This window comes from Variovorax sp. F042 (assembly GCF_057814215.1).
Window position 1 is genome coordinate 416,362 of sequence record NZ_JBVASX010000001.1, and the last position, 16,573, is coordinate 432,934.

The window sequence follows — 16,573 nt, forward strand, 5'->3', positions numbered from 1 at the left end:
CCTTGGCTTGTCTTTTTTAGATGGGAATTTCCACCAGCACCGCGGTGCCGCCACTCGCGCACTGGCGCACCTGCGCCCGCCCGCCGAGGGCCGCAGCGCGCTCGGTGATGGAGCGTGGGAGGAACTTCGTGAAGCTCTCTTCGCAGGCTTCGTTCTCGATGCGCAGCTGTAACTGCCCGTTCTTGCAGCCGAGGCGGATGCTGCCGTGACGCGCCTGGGTGTGCTTGCAGATGTTGTTCAATCCCTCGCCCACCAGCTGCAGGACTTCCGCGGTCATCCGGTCGTCCAGTTGGACCTGGCCGTCGACGGTGATGGCGATCTCGATGCCGTAGAGCCCCTTGATCCGCTCCGCCTGGCGATGCAGATGGGGCAGTACAAGCCCGCAGGGGCTGTTCGCGCTGTGCTTGACCGCACCAGCGTAGCGGCGCAGGTCGGCGATCACGCCGTCGGCCACGCTCGCGAGCTTGTCGAGGTCTTCGCGCAGCGGGTTGTCGGCGGTCGCCTTCTTGCGCAGCGCGCACAGGCCCATCCGCAGGCCGATGTACGGCTGCACGGCCGTGTCGTGCAGGTCCAGCGCGAATTTCAGGCGCTCTGTAGCGGCGGCCTCTGAGGCCATCCGGTCGAGCACCTCGATGGTCTCGATGACCGGGAAGATCTGTTCCATGAGGTGCGCCAGGAACAGCGCGTCGGACTTGTTGAACAGTCCGTCACGGGACGACACGAAGACCCGGCCCTCGCCCAGCCGCATCGGCAGCGGGGCGCTGATGAAGGCGCGGGCCTCCAGCATGGCGATCACTGCGGCGCAGCGCTGCGCGCCTTCGTCGTCCTCTATGCGCCAGCCGCTTGCGCCGGCTTCGAAGACGTGGCTTTGCGCGCACAGCCAGTTCATGGGCCAGGGCAGGCGGTTGCAGAGCACGGTGTGGTCCGGCGCCAGCGCCATGAGAGGCGATTCGGCGATGCGGCCGATCGTCTCGACGCTGATGTGTTCGCAGGCGTCGTTCTTGCGCAGCGTGCGCAGGATCCAGTCGCCGGTGGATGTGTCCCGCGTCAGGAGGATGCAGTGGCTTGCCCTGAAGAAGGCCAGTGTCTTTTCCATCGTGCGGGCGACGGTGCGGCCGGCCCCGAAGCGGGGGTTCGAAAGCTGGCAGACATCGCCCAGGAGAGCGAGGCGCCGCTGCAGGCCCAGCTTCGAGCCGCCCCAATGCACGATCATGTGCCCCAGCGCCAGCAGGAAAGTGGTGCGCATCAGCAGCTGCGGCGAGTCGCCGCCCGTGCTGGTGGCCAGGCCGCAGGCGGCGAACGACGCGACCGACGCGACCGTCACGCGGGCGCCTTCCTCGAAACCCCAGCGGAAGGAGGAGGTGAGGATCGCGAAGAAGTAGAAGAGGAAGAAAAGACTCTGGACGCCGTCGGTCACGAAGATGATCAGCGTGAACCACAGCACGTCGGACCAGTGGATGGCCTTGCCCTGGAAATACGGGCGGCCCATTCGCGTGCACGCATACACCAGCAGGCTGTGCAGGATGTATCCGGAGAAAGCCAGCCAGACGGGAACCTGCAGCCGGTTGTCACCGGCATCGACCGCGACAGCCAGCAGCGCGGAGACCGAGAGCACCATCCGCATGCGGGCCACCATGAGGGCATCCGCGGCGACGCTTGCGTCGACGTCGGGAGCAGCAGTGGTGCGGGCCAGCATGGCGAAGGATCCTTGGCACCAGGCGCATCACGCCAGGCAGGCCATTCCGGAGCGGGTGGCGAAGCTCGGTGGTGTCATTTTGGAATTCATTCTTCGCACCTGAAAGCGATGTATGTGAAGGTTTCACATTACTACTTTCGTAGTCGAAGACAATTGGGGGTCGATGAGCCCGGCTGATTTGTGACGTCTGTTGCATTAAGAAACATTCATCCAGATCACAGGCTTTTTCGAATGCCTGTCGAGGGGGACGGCCCCCTCGATGGCGAGAAGTACGTTATTTACAGGTACCCGTTCGATGCGTTGCGGCGAGCCGCCCGCCGCCCCTCCAAGTTCACATCCGCCGTGCAACCAGGGCCGTGCGCCCCAGGGGAGTGACCCGCAGGACTACCGCCTGCTTGAACTTCTGCTGGTTCTGCCGGGCGCGGCAGGTCGGGGGAAGCGTGGCTTCCACCATGCCCGCCGCATTCAACACGGCCACCGAGTTGATCCCTGCTGGATCGTCGATGCGCAGGGGGAAGATCGAATTGCCGATCTTGCGCAGGTAGTCGAGTGGCATGACAGGCCATTCCTGGCCCTCGGCAGTCGTTGCAACATTGCCGGTCTGCAGGCTGGCGATCTCCGCGTGTCCCGCGTCCGTGATGGCGAACACCACGGCGCTCTCGTACTGTTGATAGCCGAAGTGATCGAGATGAAATTCGGCCTCGATGAGTCCGGTCGCCAGCAGGACCGATGCGTTCCTGATGTCCGGGTCAGCCGTGAGCGTCGCCGGAAACTTCTCGTGCAGAAGTCGAAGGAGGAGGGTAAGCGGCATACATGCTCCTATCTGGACCTTCCGTGCGTATCGAGCGGTTCGTCACGAGGTCCGAGGGTCGTTCGGGTTTAAATGTGATTTTTTCACTTTAGTTATTTTGTTTTACATCAACCGCCCGGCCTTGTCGATAGGAGGCACTCCACGACCATGAGGCCGTGGATGAAATCTGCTGTGGATTGCGAAAGAAGAGGGCGCCCAGGCAATGCGGGCGCCCCCTGGCAGCCTCAAGGCGTGGTGAATGTCACCCGCTGCGCGATCAGCACGCCGTCGACCACCCGGTCTCCGACAACGGTCACGCGCTGGCCGTTGCCCAGGTTCGCGACGGTGCCGTTCTCGAAGACGACACCGCTGCCGCTGGCATCCACGGGCTGGCCGCGGACCCTGAAACTGGCAGGCGACTGGTACGCGCCGATGGCGCCGATCAGCGTGAACGAAGCCGGACCGCCGGTGCCCGGCGTGTTGCGGATGCGCAGCTTCTTCACCACCAGCACACCGCCCGACATGAAGCCGTCGACCTCGACTTTCACGCCATTGCCGAGCGATCCCACAGGGCCGCCGGTGATCTGCCCATTGGTCGCATCGACCGGCGTGCCCAACACCTTGAACGAACTGCGCGAGGCGAAGTCGGTGATGACGCCCGCCAGCTGCACAGCGATGCCGTCGCTCACTGGGATGGCATACCAGCCCTGCACTGTCGTGGCCGTGAGCACGCTCGCGATCGGCGGGGCGGTGCTCCGGGCGCGAACGATGATGCCGTTGGCGAGCGACGATGCGTTCATGCCCGTGAAGGCAGCCGAGCTGAAGTTGATCGTCAGCTGGCCGAGCGTGAATGTCTTGCCCACGGTGTCCAGGTTCTGCACGGTTCCTGTGACCAGCGGATCGGTCAGCGTGGGGGCGATCTGGATGCGCGTGGCGCGCAGGGCGCCCGGTGCGCTCGGCAGGCCCCACACCTGGACGATGCTGTTCAGGCTGATGTCCGCCAGTCCGTTCGCGTCGGCCCAGACGGTGGCCGAGTCGATGCTCACGACGGTGCCCATCACGACGAAGCTGCCGGCCGAGGTGTCGATGCCCGATGCCGCGCCGCGCAGTTCGGCAGCCGACTGGACCTGGGTGGCGACGCCGCTGGTGAAGTTGGCGTCGACCTTGCCGGCGACGCGCGCGCTCATGCCGATCTGCAGCTCGGTGGCGTCTTCAATGGTGAAGGTGGCGGTGTCGGTGTCGTAGCGCAGCCCATTGAGGATGATGCTGCCCAGGCCGTCCGCAGCACCGATGCCGGCGGCGTCGGCGGTCACGCCGGTGCCGCCCGAACCTACGCCGGAGCCGTCGGTGTTGCTGTTGCCGGCGGTTGTATCGCCGCCCGTGCCGCCTGAGCCGCCCGTGCCCGTGGAACCTGTTCCAGTTCCTGTCCCCGCTCCTGTAGAGGTATCCCCTCCGGTGCCTGTCTGCGTGGCGCCACCCGTGCCGAGGCCCAGGCCGCCCACGGAGCCACTGCCGCTACCTCCACCCCCGCCGCAGGACAGCAGCAGGGCCATGAGGCCGACGGACAAAAGGCCGAGCATGAGCCGGCGGGGTGTCTTCATCGTGTTCATGGCTTGGGCTCGCTTTCAGAGGGGCGGGGCGGCACAGGCGCGCTCTCGTCTTCGTAATAGGTGTAGATGCCGACCCTGATGCGCCCCTTTGCTCCGGCAGGGGCGCGGTCGACTGCCTGTGTCATTTCCTGCGTCAGCTCGTGGTGCAGGGTTGCCCAGCGTTCCCGGACGAGGCGCTGGATCTGCTCGCATTCCTGCAACGTGAGCCCGCGCGCGTACACCGCCCGCTCGAGCATTCTGGGCTCCTCGCCCAGGGTGTTGGAGACGGCCGCCAGCAGGTGGTCACGGCCGTTGTCGCCCAGGAAGGCGAGCATGGACTGGAGATCCTGCACCGGCACGAAGCCGTCGGCCGTGAGTTCGACCACTCCTGCGTCCTCGGTCACCATTTGCAGGCGCACCAGCTCGTCGAGGATGGTGCGATGGTGCACGTCGCCGCGGCTGCTCATTCGCGCCACGGCCTCGAAAGAAGGCGCGGCATTGCCTGCCGTGATGGGCAGGCGCCTGAAAGTGTCATCCTGAGTAAGCATCTGCAACCACAACGTGAAAGTCTTGGCTGCTGCCGACAGCTCGGTGTGGGGCAGGGGGTCGACGGTGGAGCGGACCTTGGCGGTCACCGCCTTGCGGTTCAGGCCGGTCGTGATGGACAACTGGCTCAGATTGGGCTTGGGCACGCCCTGGTTGCGCCAGCTTCGCTGGGCCTCTTCGAGCAACAGGTCGCGCAGCAATTCCTCGAGGTGGGGGTGCTTGACCCCCATCGCGAGGGCGAGCCTTACCACCGGTCGAAGAATGCGAGCGCAGGCGGCGAGGGCCCAGTCCAGCCGATGTTCCATGGAGGCGAGCGTTATTCCTGAAGGTGCGGTTCAAAAGAGAATCAGCGGCACAAGCCGCCGATCACGGCCCACTATTGTCATGTGCAATAGTCACATGTGAAAGCTTTGGACCACTGTTTGCAGTTCGCCTTTACCCGGCGCAGGTTCCATCGGCCACACGCTTGACGCTGGTCCGGCCCGTGGCGCTGATGTTGACCAGGCGGGTCTGGCCGGCGCTGGGCGAGGCCCGGCAGATCGTGATGCTGGCCGGGCTGGCGCCGACGCCGGTGGCCTGGAAGGTGAGGGCGCTCGCCCCTCCTGTGTCACGCAACTGGTAACCGCCGGCTGCGGCCGGCTGCTGCAGCAGCACTTTTGTGCCGCTCACCACGATCCAGCCGGTTTCCCATTGGCCCGAAGTGCTGCAACTGGCGCCGTCGGCCGAAACGCACAGGGTGACGGGAGCATTGCGCTTGATGGCCTCGCTGCGCGCAAGCTGGCCGCCGGCAACCAGTGCCGTGGCGTAGGAATTCAGCCGTGTCGACAGGCGCACGCCGTCGAACGAGGGCACGGCAATGGTGATCAGCACCACCAGCACCGTCAGCGTGACCATGAGCTCGATCAGCGTGAAGCCGCCATGACGGCCTCGTGTGCTCTTGCTTTTGCGATTCACGGACCCGCCTATTTCTGGATGAACCAGTAGACCCGCCCCTTGGGCTGCTTGAACGCCGACTTGGGGGTGGCGCCCTTGGGGCTCAGGAAGGAGTCGGGCCTGGCGCCGATCACCACGTCGCGAATGCTGCCGTCGTCCAGCTGGACCCGGCCCACCACGGGCGAGGGTGCCAGGCCGCCGCCCACCACGTTCTGGAACCGCCCGTTGCTGTCCTGGGGCGCAGCGTTGGCATACGACACGTTGTAGACGTTGGCGGTGCCCAGGTCGGCGCGGCACGACTGCTGCACGCTTGGGTTGGTAGGCGTGTGCGTGTTGAAGGTGGTGATGCCGTAGGCCGTCACCGAAGCGGTCACAACCTGCTCGCCCGGGGCCAGGGCCAGATACCAGCCCTTCTTGCTCGCAAGGTCGGTGGCCGTGGGGGTCGCCGTGGTGGTGATGGCCTGCAGGGAGGCATGGCACAGCACGGGGGTACTGCTGCAATGATCCGACTCGGAGCTCAGCCAGGCGGTGTCGGTGGGCTTGTCAACCAGCATGTAGAAGCGGTTGGCCACGCTGAGCGCGGAGTTGTAGTAGCGCAACGGCTTCTCGCGATCGCCGGAGCCCAGCAGGATCACGTACACGCCGTTGTCCATGACCACGTCCGGCCCGAACATGAACTTGCGGTTGGGCGTGCAGGTGCTCACCGTATCGCAGCCGAGCGAGGCGATCTTCGTCATGCTCCAGCTGCCCGGCGTCGCGTCGCCGATGGTGATCCGGTAGACGTTGCCGCCCAGGTCGGCCGCGTAGGCGATCTGTGCCAGGCCGAGGCTGTCGCTGACGATGGTGACTTCGCCCGCCACCGCGCGGTCGGTGACGAAGCTGTTGAGCTGCGCGCCGGTGGCCGCATCGAGCACGTAGATGCGGTTGCCCTTGGTGCCCGTGCCGCAAGCCTGGGCGGCCGAGTTGGTGTCGACGTCTTCGCACTTGTCGTAGCCGCCGCCGAACACCAGCATCGGACTGTTGCCGGCGCCATAGCCGGTCGACTTGACAACCTTGGGCGCCGACCAGGTCTGTCCGATGCCGTCCATGCCGGTGTCGCAGCCGGTGTCGTTGTCCTGGTTCGGGCAGCCCTTGCGCCACTTGAGAGTGGGCGCCGCGGGATCGGACACGTCGAAGGCGTAGATCAACCGGCCGCCGCGGCGCATGCTCGCGAACAGCCAGGCGGTGGTGGTGCCCTGCCGGTAGGCAGCTACCGCGCCGTCCATGCCGTAGGGCTTGGGCGCCACGCTGCCGGTGGTAACCAGCAGGCCGGGGAAATTGATGCGCGTGCTGTTGTCGTACAGCCGCTTGAGACTGCCGTAGAACTCGGGCGGCACGAAAGACCATAGCTCATCGCCCGCCGCAGCCGAGCCGATGGCCGTGCTGCGGTTGCCGTTGACGGCGCGCAGCACGCCGTCGTTGCCGCCGTAGAAAACCACCACCTGGGGCACGGCATCGGTGCCGTAGTTGATGGCCACGGGGCGCGAGTGCACCACGTCGCCGTGCACCGAGGCACGCATGCTGGTGGAGGTAAGGGGGTTGCCGCTGGCGTCGGTGCGCTCGTCGCCCTTGTTGTCGGCGCCGCGGACCCAGTTGATCAGGTTGGTGCGGTCGGTGGCGCTCGCCACACCCAAAGCCGCCTGCGTGATGCTGCCGTTGCCGTCGGCGAAGCTGGTGAGCGCAGAGCAGGCGCCGGGTGCACAGGTCTTCATGTTGCGGCTGGCCACCGCGAGGCGGCGCAGCATGTAGCCCTGCGCGCCTTTCTCGACCACGTTGCCGTCCGGGCTGTCGGCCGCCTCCTTGCCGAGGCAGTCGCCGGAGGGGCGAAAGCTCCAGTATGCGTCGGTGTCGCTCGGCAGCGGCGTCCAGTAGCTGCGCGCGCAGGGCGCAACGAAGCCGGTCTGGTTGTTCACCGCGTTGGCGCCGGCAGCGTCCTGCAGGACGAGCTGGCTGCTGCTGTCCAGGCCCAGCTTGTATTGCTTGAGGTTGCCGTTCCAGCGCGGCAGTGCGTCCTGGTCGGGGCGGAACATGCCGACGAACACCTGGTTCAGGTAGGTGCCCTGCGTATTCACGCTCACCGGCAGGCTCACCGAAGAAAACACGCTGTTGACCGACTGGATCTTGCTGAAGATGTCATCGAGCGCCGCACCCAGCGAAGCGCCCAGGTCGGGATCGGACGAAATGTCGTAGTACTCCCCCTTGCTCTGGGTGGCCATGCTCTTGAGCAGTGCGCTCCAGCCTGGGCCCTGGCCGCCGGTGGCCTTGGCAGCCTCGACCGCGTAGACCTTGACGCCCATGCTGGTCTGCAGGAACCGCGCCCATTCGTCGGCTGTGTTGTCCTGCGAGCCGCTGGGGCTCAGCACGATAGAAGTGGTGCTGCCGCCTGCGGCGAGCAGGGCGTCCGCGGAGGTCTTGCTGTCGCTGGTGTTGTCCTGCGCGGCGCCGTTGCTGATGTAGATGACGTACGTGCCAATGCAGTTTTCGGTGCTGGGGCCCACGTAGGTGGTGCTGTTCACCGCGTTCAGCGCGTTGCGCGGCAGCGCGTACACGGCCTTCGACGCGGCGGTGCCGTAGACGCTGCCGCTGTAGTCGGCCTTCAGCTTGTTGTTGCCGGCGATCGGGGTGCTACTGGCCAGGTAGCGGTAGACCTCGGCCATGGTCTTGCCGGCCTTGCCGCCATTGGACTTGTCGTCGAGCTTGTTCAGGCTGCGGATGAGCGCGCCGTACTTGACCTTGGTGCCGTCGTCCAGTGTGCGCACCGCAGCGCGCACATAGCCTCCATCGGAGTTGGAGTTGCCGCCACCGGTCTCGGTGAACATCATCAGGCCGACCTTGAATTTGTTGGACGGCAGGCTTTCGAAGGCTTTCGCCAGCGCGGTGATCTCGGCGGTGAACGGCTGGTTCCAGTTGGCCGTGTTGTCCAGCACGAACAGCACATTGGGCGCCTGGGTGGCGGCCTGGTTGTAGCCCACGAAAAGGTCGATGTCCTCGGCTCGCGCCTGGCTCAACGGCAAGGCAAGCAGGGCGGCGGCGCACAGTGGTGCGAAGAATTTCTTTGTCATCATGGTGTCGGCCCGGTCGTATTGCACAGCGCTTCGAACTGCGCCTTGTTGAGCAGCGCTCGCACCCCCTGGCGCACGGCGGTGGTGGTGCCGCTGGTGGCATCGGTCACGGTGGTGCTGATGTCCCAGACCGAGTTGTATTGATCGGGCAGAGTGGACAGCCCCGAGCCGCTGCTGGAGGCCCCGCCGGTGATGCCGCTCGGTCCGGTCACGGTGCCACCGCCCGTGTCGACGGCCTTGGTTGCACGTACGCACACCGGCGCAGCGACCACGACCGTGTAGTCGGTGGTGCCGTCGTTGTTGATGTCGACCAGGCTCACGGTGGCCTGGGGCGGCGTCAGCGACGGGGTGCCGTCGGAGTCCGGCGCCAGCAGGCTGCTGGCAACTTCCTCGATGGCGCGGTTGGCCGCGGCAACGGCTTCGTTGCGAGTCTGCAGGTTGCCTACCGATTTGAGATTGGAGCTGCTGAGATTGAACGCCGCGGTGACCGTGAGGGTGATCAGCAGCAGCATGATCATCCCGATGAGCAGCGCAGCACCCTGCTGGCGGCGCATGGCCGGTGTATGAGTCATGGCGTCTCCCTCCGCCCGGTCACGTTGGTCAGGCGCACGGTGGTGGAAAACGCGTGGCGCTTGTAGTGATCGTTGAACGGGCCCAGGGTGGCGGAGCCCAGGTTGTAGGTGCGCGTGTCGGTGTGGCCCGGCGAAACCTCGGTGCTGCGCGCGAGCACATGGAGCTTGACCGCCACCACGTTCACCAGCTGGTCGGCAGTGCAGGGCGCGGCGACGCTGCAGTGCACGAAGCTGCCGTCGGGGCTGCCGTCGCCGCGGTTGGCGGGAGTCAGCCTGACCGCCGGATCGGCCCAGTCGATGGCCGCGGCGTAGTTCACGGCGGCGCTGGTCTTGCCGATCGTGTCCAGCCCGAGCTCGACCCTGAACCCCTCGACGCCCTCGATCAGCGGTACCGGGGGCTGCTGCGCCAGGGCGCCGCCCACGAAGTCGAAGCGCGAGCGCGCCAGCGTGGGCACGCCGTCACCCACGGTGTCGGCGTAGTCGCGCACGTAGTAGATGTCGGCAACGAGCTTGCGCTTGGGCGAAGGCGTCGTGCAGTCCTTCTTCAGCATGTTGCCGAATCCGGCGGTGGACAGGTCGAAAGACGAAGGCTTCTGCGTGCCGCACAACGAAGACTGGAAGTACAGGTTGCCGGCGATGTCCGCCTCGCAGTTGGGTGCGCCGGGCAGGCAGGTCTCGGCGTGCCGCACCACGAGGACGTCGGTGTTGGCCTTCTTGTTCTTTAGCAGGTCGGTGCAGCTGGCGGGCACGGTCTCGTAGCTCTGCACCGGCAAGTCGAGCAGCTCGCGCTTGTAGTCGTCGGTCCAGTTGACCAGGGAGTAGGGCAGGCAGGGGTCGGGCGGCGTGCCGGTTGGCACGTGCTCCGGCACACCGTTGACCGTCAGGTCGTCGAACTGGGGCATGTAGTTTTCCCAGAACCCGGCGTGGGTGAGCTCGTTCTCCAGCACGAAGACACTGAGGCGCCCACTTTCGATCTGGCGGTTCACGCGTTCCATTTCGCGCTGGGTGTTGCTCACGTTCAGGAACAGCGCGAGCAGGGCCGCCACCACGATGAGCATGATGGTGACCGCCACCATCAGCTCGATCAGCGTCAGTCCGCGCTGCCGGTTGCGCGACGGGCTCATGAAAGGGCTCCGATGCGCACGAGCGTGGTGACCGCTCGGCGGCACATATCGCTCACGCAGCGCGTGCCAGCGGTGTCATACAGGTCCTTGCCGCAGGCCACGCCGGCGGGGGGAGCGCTGATCGGCACCAGGCCCTGCCAGGCGATGGTGACGAGGTATTCGTTGTTGCCCATGTCCTGCACGCAGCCGCGCCCGCCGATCACTGTGCCGAGCCTGCTGCTGCCCGAGGTTTCTGCGGCGCCCTGCAGCGCGTTGCACCACTCGGCGCTGTCCACCTGCTGGCGCGTGCCGGTGGCAGTGGGACACGTGTTGCCGCTGCCCAGCGGGGCGCTGGTGACGTAGCTCGAGGCCATCCGGCGATTGATCGCGATACGGCTGGCCATGTCGTTCAGCATGATCAGCGCCTGCGACCGCTGGTACGACTCCATCTCCGACGCCTGCAAGCGCGCCTGCAGGCCCACCAGGCCGAACAGTCCGAAGGCCACCACGACCAGGGTGACGAGCACTTCCAGCAGGCTGACGCCGCGCTGGGCGCTTCTCACCGCGCTTCTCACCATTTCTCCGCCGGCGTCTTCACGCCGTCGCTGTTGAGGGTGAGCGCGCCGTCGCCAGTCTGGCCGCCGATCGGGGTCAGGGTCAGCGTGTAACCGGGGACGCCGGTCGTCGTCAGGACGATGTCGTAGCTGTAGTTGCTGTTGACTTCCGCCGGCAGCGCATAGCCGCTGGCCGTCAGCGCGGTTTTGTCGGCGTAGCTGCGGTTTGCAAGGAGGAACTGCTGCTGCCGGTTGGCAATGTCCATCATCTGCGCCTGCGCCGCCGACCGTTTGGATCGGACGACGTACTGCTGGTAGCTGGGTAACGCGACAGCCGCCAGGATGGCCACGATGGCCACCGTGATCATCAGTTCGATCAGCGTGAAGCCACCGGTTCTGCGCTTGTGCGAGGGCTCGTTCATCCGTGATCCGTCAGAAATGTTTCACATTGTTATAAATGTGAATTTATCACATTAAGTCCTGGCACAAACCTTTTTCTAGCTTTCGCGGCATGGACGCAACGCGTCGCAGTAGGTGGTTCGAGGGGTGTTTTGTCGAGGCCAAAGCAGGCCGGAGGGCCTGCCAAGAACAGGACAAATGCCCCTTTCAGTTCCCGCGCGAGGTGCGCAAACTGAAGCAATGGACCCGAACCCGACCAGAAATTTCGAAAGCTTGCGTGCCGGCCTGCATGTCCTCAGAGCGGACATCGGCCCGGGCGCAACCTTGACCAAGTTGTGCACTCAACGGCACGGAACAGGCGTGCTGATCCCGGACCCATTGGCCGGAATCTGTCGAACGGTCAGGAAGACATGCGACGCGTATCTGGAATTCGAGCCGACTCAGCTGAAAGGCGCGGCGCGCCTAGTGCGTGCGCCCGCGGAAACCGCGACTCGCTTCTTCTGGCCGGAAGTCCCCGGCTCGAGCGTTCTTTTCCCCGTGAACGGGTTCATTGCCGGCTTCCTTTCCAGCAATGAGTTCATCGTGGACGACCAGATCACGTACTCCGTCTACTCGCTGAAGCCCGCAAATTCAGCGCCCATGGAGAAGATCGTGATCCGGTGCCACTGCTGCCAGCAGCGGATGCGAGTCCGGCCGGGCCGGAATCTGGTAGTCACGTGCCCGTCTTGCGGAGCCGACACAGATCTGGATCCGTTCTGCTGAAGCCGCCAGGCATTGACGCATCTCTAGTTCAGGCTGGCGCCGCCGCCTGAGGCCCGAGGAAGAACTCGACCGCCCGCGCGACCACCCACGGCACGATGACGTGATCGCCGTCGAAGGGCTGCAGCGTCAGGTCGTGCCCGCTCTCCAGCAGCCGTCGCGCATGCGGGTGGGCGCTGGTCTCGATCGGCAACTGGCTGTCCGAGCGCCCGTGCGCCAGGAACATGCGCGGCTTCCCCGTCTGCGTGAACGCATTCATGAAGCCCGCCGACAGCCCGATCACGTGGCTGGCCACATCGCCATTGGTCAGGCCGAGCGACAGGGCGTAGCTGCCGCCGTCGGAGAAACCGGCGAACGCCAGGCGCTCGGGGTCGATGCGGAAATGCGCGGCTACCGTCGACAACGCGCCATCGAGCCGTTCCAGATCGGGGCCATGTCCGCCGACCACGATGTCCCACGTCGGGTACATCGACTGCGGGGCCAGCAGAAGAAAGCGCCGCGCACGCGCATGGGACACGAGATGCGGCAGCACCCGGTTGGCCTCGCCGCCCGCGCCGTGGAACATCACCAGCAGCGGCAACGGTGCATTGGTGGGCAGCCCCTCGGGTACCACCAGCACCGCTTCGCGCCCTTCGGCGAACGAGAGGCCGTGGCGTCCGGGTGGCAGCGGGGCGGCCACGGGCGCGGCGCCTGGGCGGAAGCTCATGCGGCCGGTCAGCGCGCCGCCCAGCAGGCTGGCGTCGATCATTCGATCGCTCCCACCTGTGACGACACCTGTGAAGAGGCACAGGCAATGCCGCGAAACACCGCGCACTGCGCGAAAGACTGCGCCGACAGCGGCAGCTCCTTGCGGCGGCAGTACTTGCTGGTGAGCTTGAGCAGTTCCTTGATGTCGCGGCCGCTGGCGCCGGCATATTCGACCACCAGCCTGTCGATTACCGCACCCGGAAGCTCCACGCCCAGCTGGGTCGACAGCGTGGACCAGAGCCGGCGCGCGTCGTCGGGTCCTGGCGGCTGGTAGTCGATCACCGCGATGCAGCGCGACAGGATGGCCTCGTCGATATCGCCGACCCGGTTGGTGGTCATGAACAGCAGGCCGCTGAAATACTCCAGCGTGCGCAGGAACTCAGCCACGATGGCGTTGTGCTGCAGGTCGTTGTCGCGTCGTCGGATGTACACGTCGGCCTCGTCCAGCAGCAGCACGCAGTCCCAGCGCGCGGCGCGCTGAAGGATCTTCGTCAGGCTGACCTCCACCGAGTCGGCCGTCACGCCGAGCTGGCCCGAATGCACGCGGTACAGCGGCTTGCCGACCACTTCCGCATAGACCTCGGCGGTAAGGGTCTTGCCCAGGCCCGGCGCACCCTTGCACAGGATGGTGGTGCCGCCTGACTTGCCCGGCACCACGTCTTCCACGAGGAAGCAGCGGTCGGCCGTGAGGATGTCGATCAGGTCGCGGTGCGCCTGCGGCAGCACCAGCCGCTCGCGCAGGCCGGGCTGGTACTTGTATTCCTGCACGTGCTGCGCGTGGACCCAGATATTGCGATGCCAGTCGAGGTGGAACAGGTGCAAGTAGCAGTGCTGGGGAATGCGGTCGAAGCCGCTGTCGACACCACTCTCGCGCCAGTAGTGCGGATCGGCGGCCAGGTCGAAGCGGCGCTGCAGCAGTTCCTCGTCGTTCACGCAGCGAGCCACCGCGCCTTCGGGCAGCCGGTGGCACGCCATGCCTGCCCGGGGGCCTTCACCGGCCGTCCAGGCGCTGCCGTCGATGGTGAACTGGGCACCGAACTGCGGCTGCAGCTTCGTGAAGCACGCCACCTGCTTGTCGTACTCGCGCCTGAACTCGGCGCACTCCTTGTGGAAGCCGTGGTCGGCAAATAGGCCGGCCAGCGTGCGGCCGGGCAGGTCTTCCGCGTAGAAGCTCAGGCCCCAGGTCATGCCCGCGAAACGCAAGCGCGGTTCGGAGGGCGGCTCGCGGCCAGCGGCCTGCAGCGTGTTGGCCAGCAGGCCCACCAGCACGTAAGCCTCGTTGTCCGCCGGTTGCACAAGGCGCACTGCATGGACCAGCCAGGGCAGCAGTACGCCGTCCTTGCCGCGCTGGTAGAGCCAGCCATCGATCAGGTCACGCGAGAGCCACTCGGTCAACGCCGGGACCATCGACTCCAGGCTGGAGATGGGCTTAGCGGGCGGTTCGCCGTTGAGGTTGTCCAGCGCGAGCAGCTGGAACACCAGGTCGCGTGAGCCGGCAGCCAGGCCCAGCTGGAAGAGCAGGTTGAGCGAGTGGCCGTCGAAATGGCAACTGGACACGACGCGCACACCGCTGCCGGCGCCAAGCCCACCCAGTTGAAGGCCAAGCGGCGTTTGCGCGCCGACCTGACCCTGCAGCGCAGCGGCCAGCATCTCCGGTATCTCGAGTTCCACGGTGTCTCCTCGTGTCGCCTTCGATGCTAGCCACGAGGTAGGGCCTGGCGCTTGACCTGGGTCAAGACCGGCGGCAGGACGCTAGGAGTCGTTCACCTGCGCCAGCAGCCATTGCCTGAAGACCTGCAGCGACTGCATCTGCGCCGACTCTTCCGGATACACGAGGTAGTAGCCCTTGGCATAGCGCCATTTGCGGCGCGACAGCCGCCGCAGGCGCCCCGACGCCACCGACTCGTCGCTCATGTAGGGCGGCAGCAGCGCCACGCCCATGCCGGCCAGCGAGGCGTTGAGGGCCATCGACATGATGTCGTAGCGCGGCCCTTCGCGTCCTGCCTCGCCCACGATGCCTTCGCGTGCGAACCATTCGTCCCACGCGCCGGGCAGGGTCTGGTGGTGGATCAGCGCCGAGCGCGGCGTGTTCGCATCGACCGCCTTGCCGTGCTCGGCGATCCAGGCCGGCGCCGCGTAGGGCGAGAGGTCCAGCGGCAGCACGAACTCGCTGCGCAGGTCCGGCCGCTGGCCGTCGCCGAATTCCAGCGACGCATCGACCGGCGTGGCGCTGAAGTCCACCGGCCCCACGCGCGTGCCCAGGTTGAGCGTGATCTCGCCATGGTCGCGCGTGAACCCGGGCAGGCGCGGAATCAGCCAGTAGCTGCCGACCGAGGCGCCAACCGACAGCGACAGCTCGCCGCCCCGGCCCTTGAGCGCCATCACATTGGCGGTGGCGCGCTCCAGCCGCTGCAGCAGCGGCCCGATTTCGCCCAGGTAGTAGCGGCCCGCGTCCGTCAGGGCCAGGGCCTCGCGCCGGCGCGTGAAGAGCTTTACGCCGAGCCGGTCTTCCAGTGTCTGCACCTGCCGGCTCACAGCGCCTTGCGTGAGGCGGAGCTCCTGCGCGGCGGCAGTGAAGGAGCGCAGCCGCGCGCTGGCCTCCAGGCACATCAGGGACATCGTCGAGGGAGCGCGAACGTGATGGTTCATGAGAAAAGAGCAAGTCTGGTGCATGCAACCGATGGAGCTGCCTATACGCACCGGCCTCGTGCATGAGGAAAGCTCATGCTAAACCCAGGAAACATGGCTTGTCCAACCCGGTTCGCGGGCAGATCATCCGCTCACCGATCCTTCATTGCCGGAGTTCTCTGCCATGCGTCTACGTGCCTTGCTGTGTACTCTCGTCCTCGCCGCGCTGTCGGCGGTTTCGATGCCGGGCCTCGCGGCCTATCCCGACAAGCCGATCCGCCTGATCGTGCCCTCGGCCCCGGGCGGCGCACCCGACGCGTTGATGCGCGCGCTGGGCGCTCAGTTGTCGCAGCAGATGGGCGTGCCTATCGTGGTCGACAACAAGCCCGGCGGCTCCTACACGATCGGCACCATGGACCTGGTGCATTCCGCGCCCGACGGCTACACGCTGGCCTACGGCAACATCGTCTCGCTGGCCACCAACCGGTCGCTGCTGCCCAGCGTACCGTATGACGTCGAGAAAGACCTGACGCTGGTCGCCAACACGCTGCGCCTGTCCAACCTGCTGATCGTCAATAACGACCTGCCGGTCAAGACGGTGCCCGAGCTCGTTGCCTACGCGAAGAAGAACCCCGGCAAGCTGGCCTTCGCGTCCGACGGCAACGGCACCACCGCGCACCTGGGCGTCGAGCTCTTCAAGGCCATGACCGGCACCGACATGCTGCACGTGCCCTACAAGGCCGCAACGGCGGCCATTACCGACCTGATCGGCGGAGGCGTGCAGCTCATGATGGTCAACACGCCGGTGTCCGGCCCGCAGGCCCAGGCGGGCAAGGTGAGGGCGCTGGGCATCTCGTCGCGACAGCGCTCGCCCACCTATCCGGACATTCCCACCATCGCCGAGGCCGGCGTGCCGGGCTTCGAGGTGGAAGCCTGGGGCGGCATCATCGGGCCGGCCCGCATGCCCAAGGACGTGGTGGCGCGCCTCAATGCCGAGATCCGCACCGCGCTGGCCAACCCGGCATTGCGCGAGCGCTTCAGGCTGCTGGGCGCCGAGACCGATTTCGCCACGTCGGAGCAGTTCCTCGAGTTGTCGCGCCGCGAGACGCTCAAGTGGGCCAAGATCATCAAGGACTCGGGCGCGAAGATCGACTGA

General features: G+C 66.2%; 15 protein-coding genes. 2 read left to right on the forward strand and 13 right to left on the reverse strand.

The features are described from left to right. Positions 1–16 precede the first annotated feature (16 nt). The 10 genes from ACZYSP_RS01995 to ACZYSP_RS02040 form a co-directional block, all read right to left on the reverse strand. A complete protein-coding gene (locus tag ACZYSP_RS01995; protein ID WP_489012879.1) occupies positions 17–1,696 on the reverse strand; it encodes a sensor histidine kinase in 1,680 nt (559 codons plus the stop codon). 331 nt (positions 1,697–2,027) lie between these two features. Further along, the gene (locus ACZYSP_RS02000; RefSeq protein WP_093173666.1) at positions 2,028–2,507 is read right to left on the reverse strand and encodes a hypothetical protein; all 480 of its coding nucleotides are present in this window, start codon (positions 2,505–2,507) and stop codon (positions 2,028–2,030) included. Positions 2,508–2,731: 224 nt separating this feature from the next. Continuing rightward, complete coding sequence (locus ACZYSP_RS02005; protein WP_489012880.1) at positions 2,732–4,087, reverse strand: DUF5666 domain-containing protein; 1,356 nt, start codon at positions 4,085–4,087, stop codon at positions 2,732–2,734. A 5-nt stretch (positions 4,088–4,092) separates the two neighbouring features. Further along, the gene (locus ACZYSP_RS02010; RefSeq protein WP_489012881.1) at positions 4,093–4,926 is read right to left on the reverse strand and encodes a DUF6502 family protein; all 834 of its coding nucleotides are present in this window, start codon (positions 4,924–4,926) and stop codon (positions 4,093–4,095) included. Between the two features lie 130 nt (positions 4,927–5,056). Beyond that, entirely contained in the window at positions 5,057–5,575 is a 519-nt protein-coding gene (locus tag ACZYSP_RS02015) for a GspH/FimT family pseudopilin (protein ID WP_426393120.1), read from the reverse strand. Between the two features lie 8 nt (positions 5,576–5,583). After that, a complete protein-coding gene (locus tag ACZYSP_RS02020; RefSeq protein WP_489012882.1) occupies positions 5,584–8,655 on the reverse strand; it encodes a pilus assembly protein in 3,072 nt (1,023 codons plus the stop codon). Further along, positions 8,655–9,227: a hypothetical protein gene (locus tag ACZYSP_RS02025; protein ID WP_093058386.1), complete on the reverse strand. Its 573-nt coding sequence runs from the start codon at positions 9,225–9,227 to the stop codon at positions 8,655–8,657. The genes ACZYSP_RS02020 and ACZYSP_RS02025 overlap by 1 nt, the downstream gene beginning before the upstream one ends. Continuing rightward, positions 9,224–10,351 carry a PilW family protein gene (locus ACZYSP_RS02030; RefSeq protein ID WP_489012883.1) on the reverse strand — a complete coding sequence of 376 codons (1,128 nt, stop codon included), beginning with the start codon at positions 10,349–10,351 and terminating at the stop codon, positions 9,224–9,226. The genes ACZYSP_RS02025 and ACZYSP_RS02030 overlap by 4 nt, the downstream gene beginning before the upstream one ends. Continuing rightward, positions 10,348–10,908 carry a type IV pilus modification PilV family protein gene (locus ACZYSP_RS02035; RefSeq protein WP_093173658.1) on the reverse strand — a complete coding sequence of 187 codons (561 nt, stop codon included), beginning with the start codon at positions 10,906–10,908 and terminating at the stop codon, positions 10,348–10,350. The genes ACZYSP_RS02030 and ACZYSP_RS02035 overlap by 4 nt, the downstream gene beginning before the upstream one ends. Further along, positions 10,902–11,306 carry a type IV pilin protein gene (locus ACZYSP_RS02040; RefSeq protein WP_489012884.1) on the reverse strand — a complete coding sequence of 135 codons (405 nt, stop codon included), beginning with the start codon at positions 11,304–11,306 and terminating at the stop codon, positions 10,902–10,904. The genes ACZYSP_RS02035 and ACZYSP_RS02040 overlap by 7 nt, the downstream gene beginning before the upstream one ends. Positions 11,307–11,481: 175 nt before the next feature. Between ACZYSP_RS02040 and ACZYSP_RS02045 the strand changes: the two genes are divergently transcribed. Further along, the gene (locus ACZYSP_RS02045) at positions 11,482–12,045 is read left to right on the forward strand and encodes a hypothetical protein (RefSeq protein WP_218137497.1); all 564 of its coding nucleotides are present in this window, start codon (positions 11,482–11,484) and stop codon (positions 12,043–12,045) included. A 28-nt stretch (positions 12,046–12,073) separates the two neighbouring features. Here the strand turns inward: ACZYSP_RS02045 and ACZYSP_RS02050 are convergent, their stop codons facing one another. The 3 genes from ACZYSP_RS02050 to ACZYSP_RS02060 form a co-directional block, all read right to left on the reverse strand. Further along, positions 12,074–12,790, reverse strand: coding sequence for an alpha/beta hydrolase (locus ACZYSP_RS02050; protein ID WP_489012885.1), 717 nt, complete (start codon positions 12,788–12,790; stop codon positions 12,074–12,076). Next, positions 12,787–14,460, reverse strand: a complete 1,674-nt coding sequence (locus ACZYSP_RS02055; protein WP_489012886.1) for an AAA family ATPase — start codon at positions 14,458–14,460, stop codon at positions 12,787–12,789. The genes ACZYSP_RS02050 and ACZYSP_RS02055 overlap by 4 nt, the downstream gene beginning before the upstream one ends. 81 nt (positions 14,461–14,541) lie before the next feature. Next, positions 14,542–15,438, reverse strand: coding sequence for a LysR substrate-binding domain-containing protein (locus ACZYSP_RS02060; RefSeq protein ID WP_489012887.1), 897 nt, complete (start codon positions 15,436–15,438; stop codon positions 14,542–14,544). A 163-nt stretch (positions 15,439–15,601) separates the two neighbouring features. On the opposite strand from ACZYSP_RS02060, the gene ACZYSP_RS02065 reads away from it, so the two are divergent. Beyond that, positions 15,602–16,573 (forward strand): Bug family tripartite tricarboxylate transporter substrate binding protein, encoded by a 972-nt coding sequence (locus ACZYSP_RS02065; RefSeq protein WP_489012888.1) that lies wholly within the window; start codon positions 15,602–15,604, stop codon positions 16,571–16,573.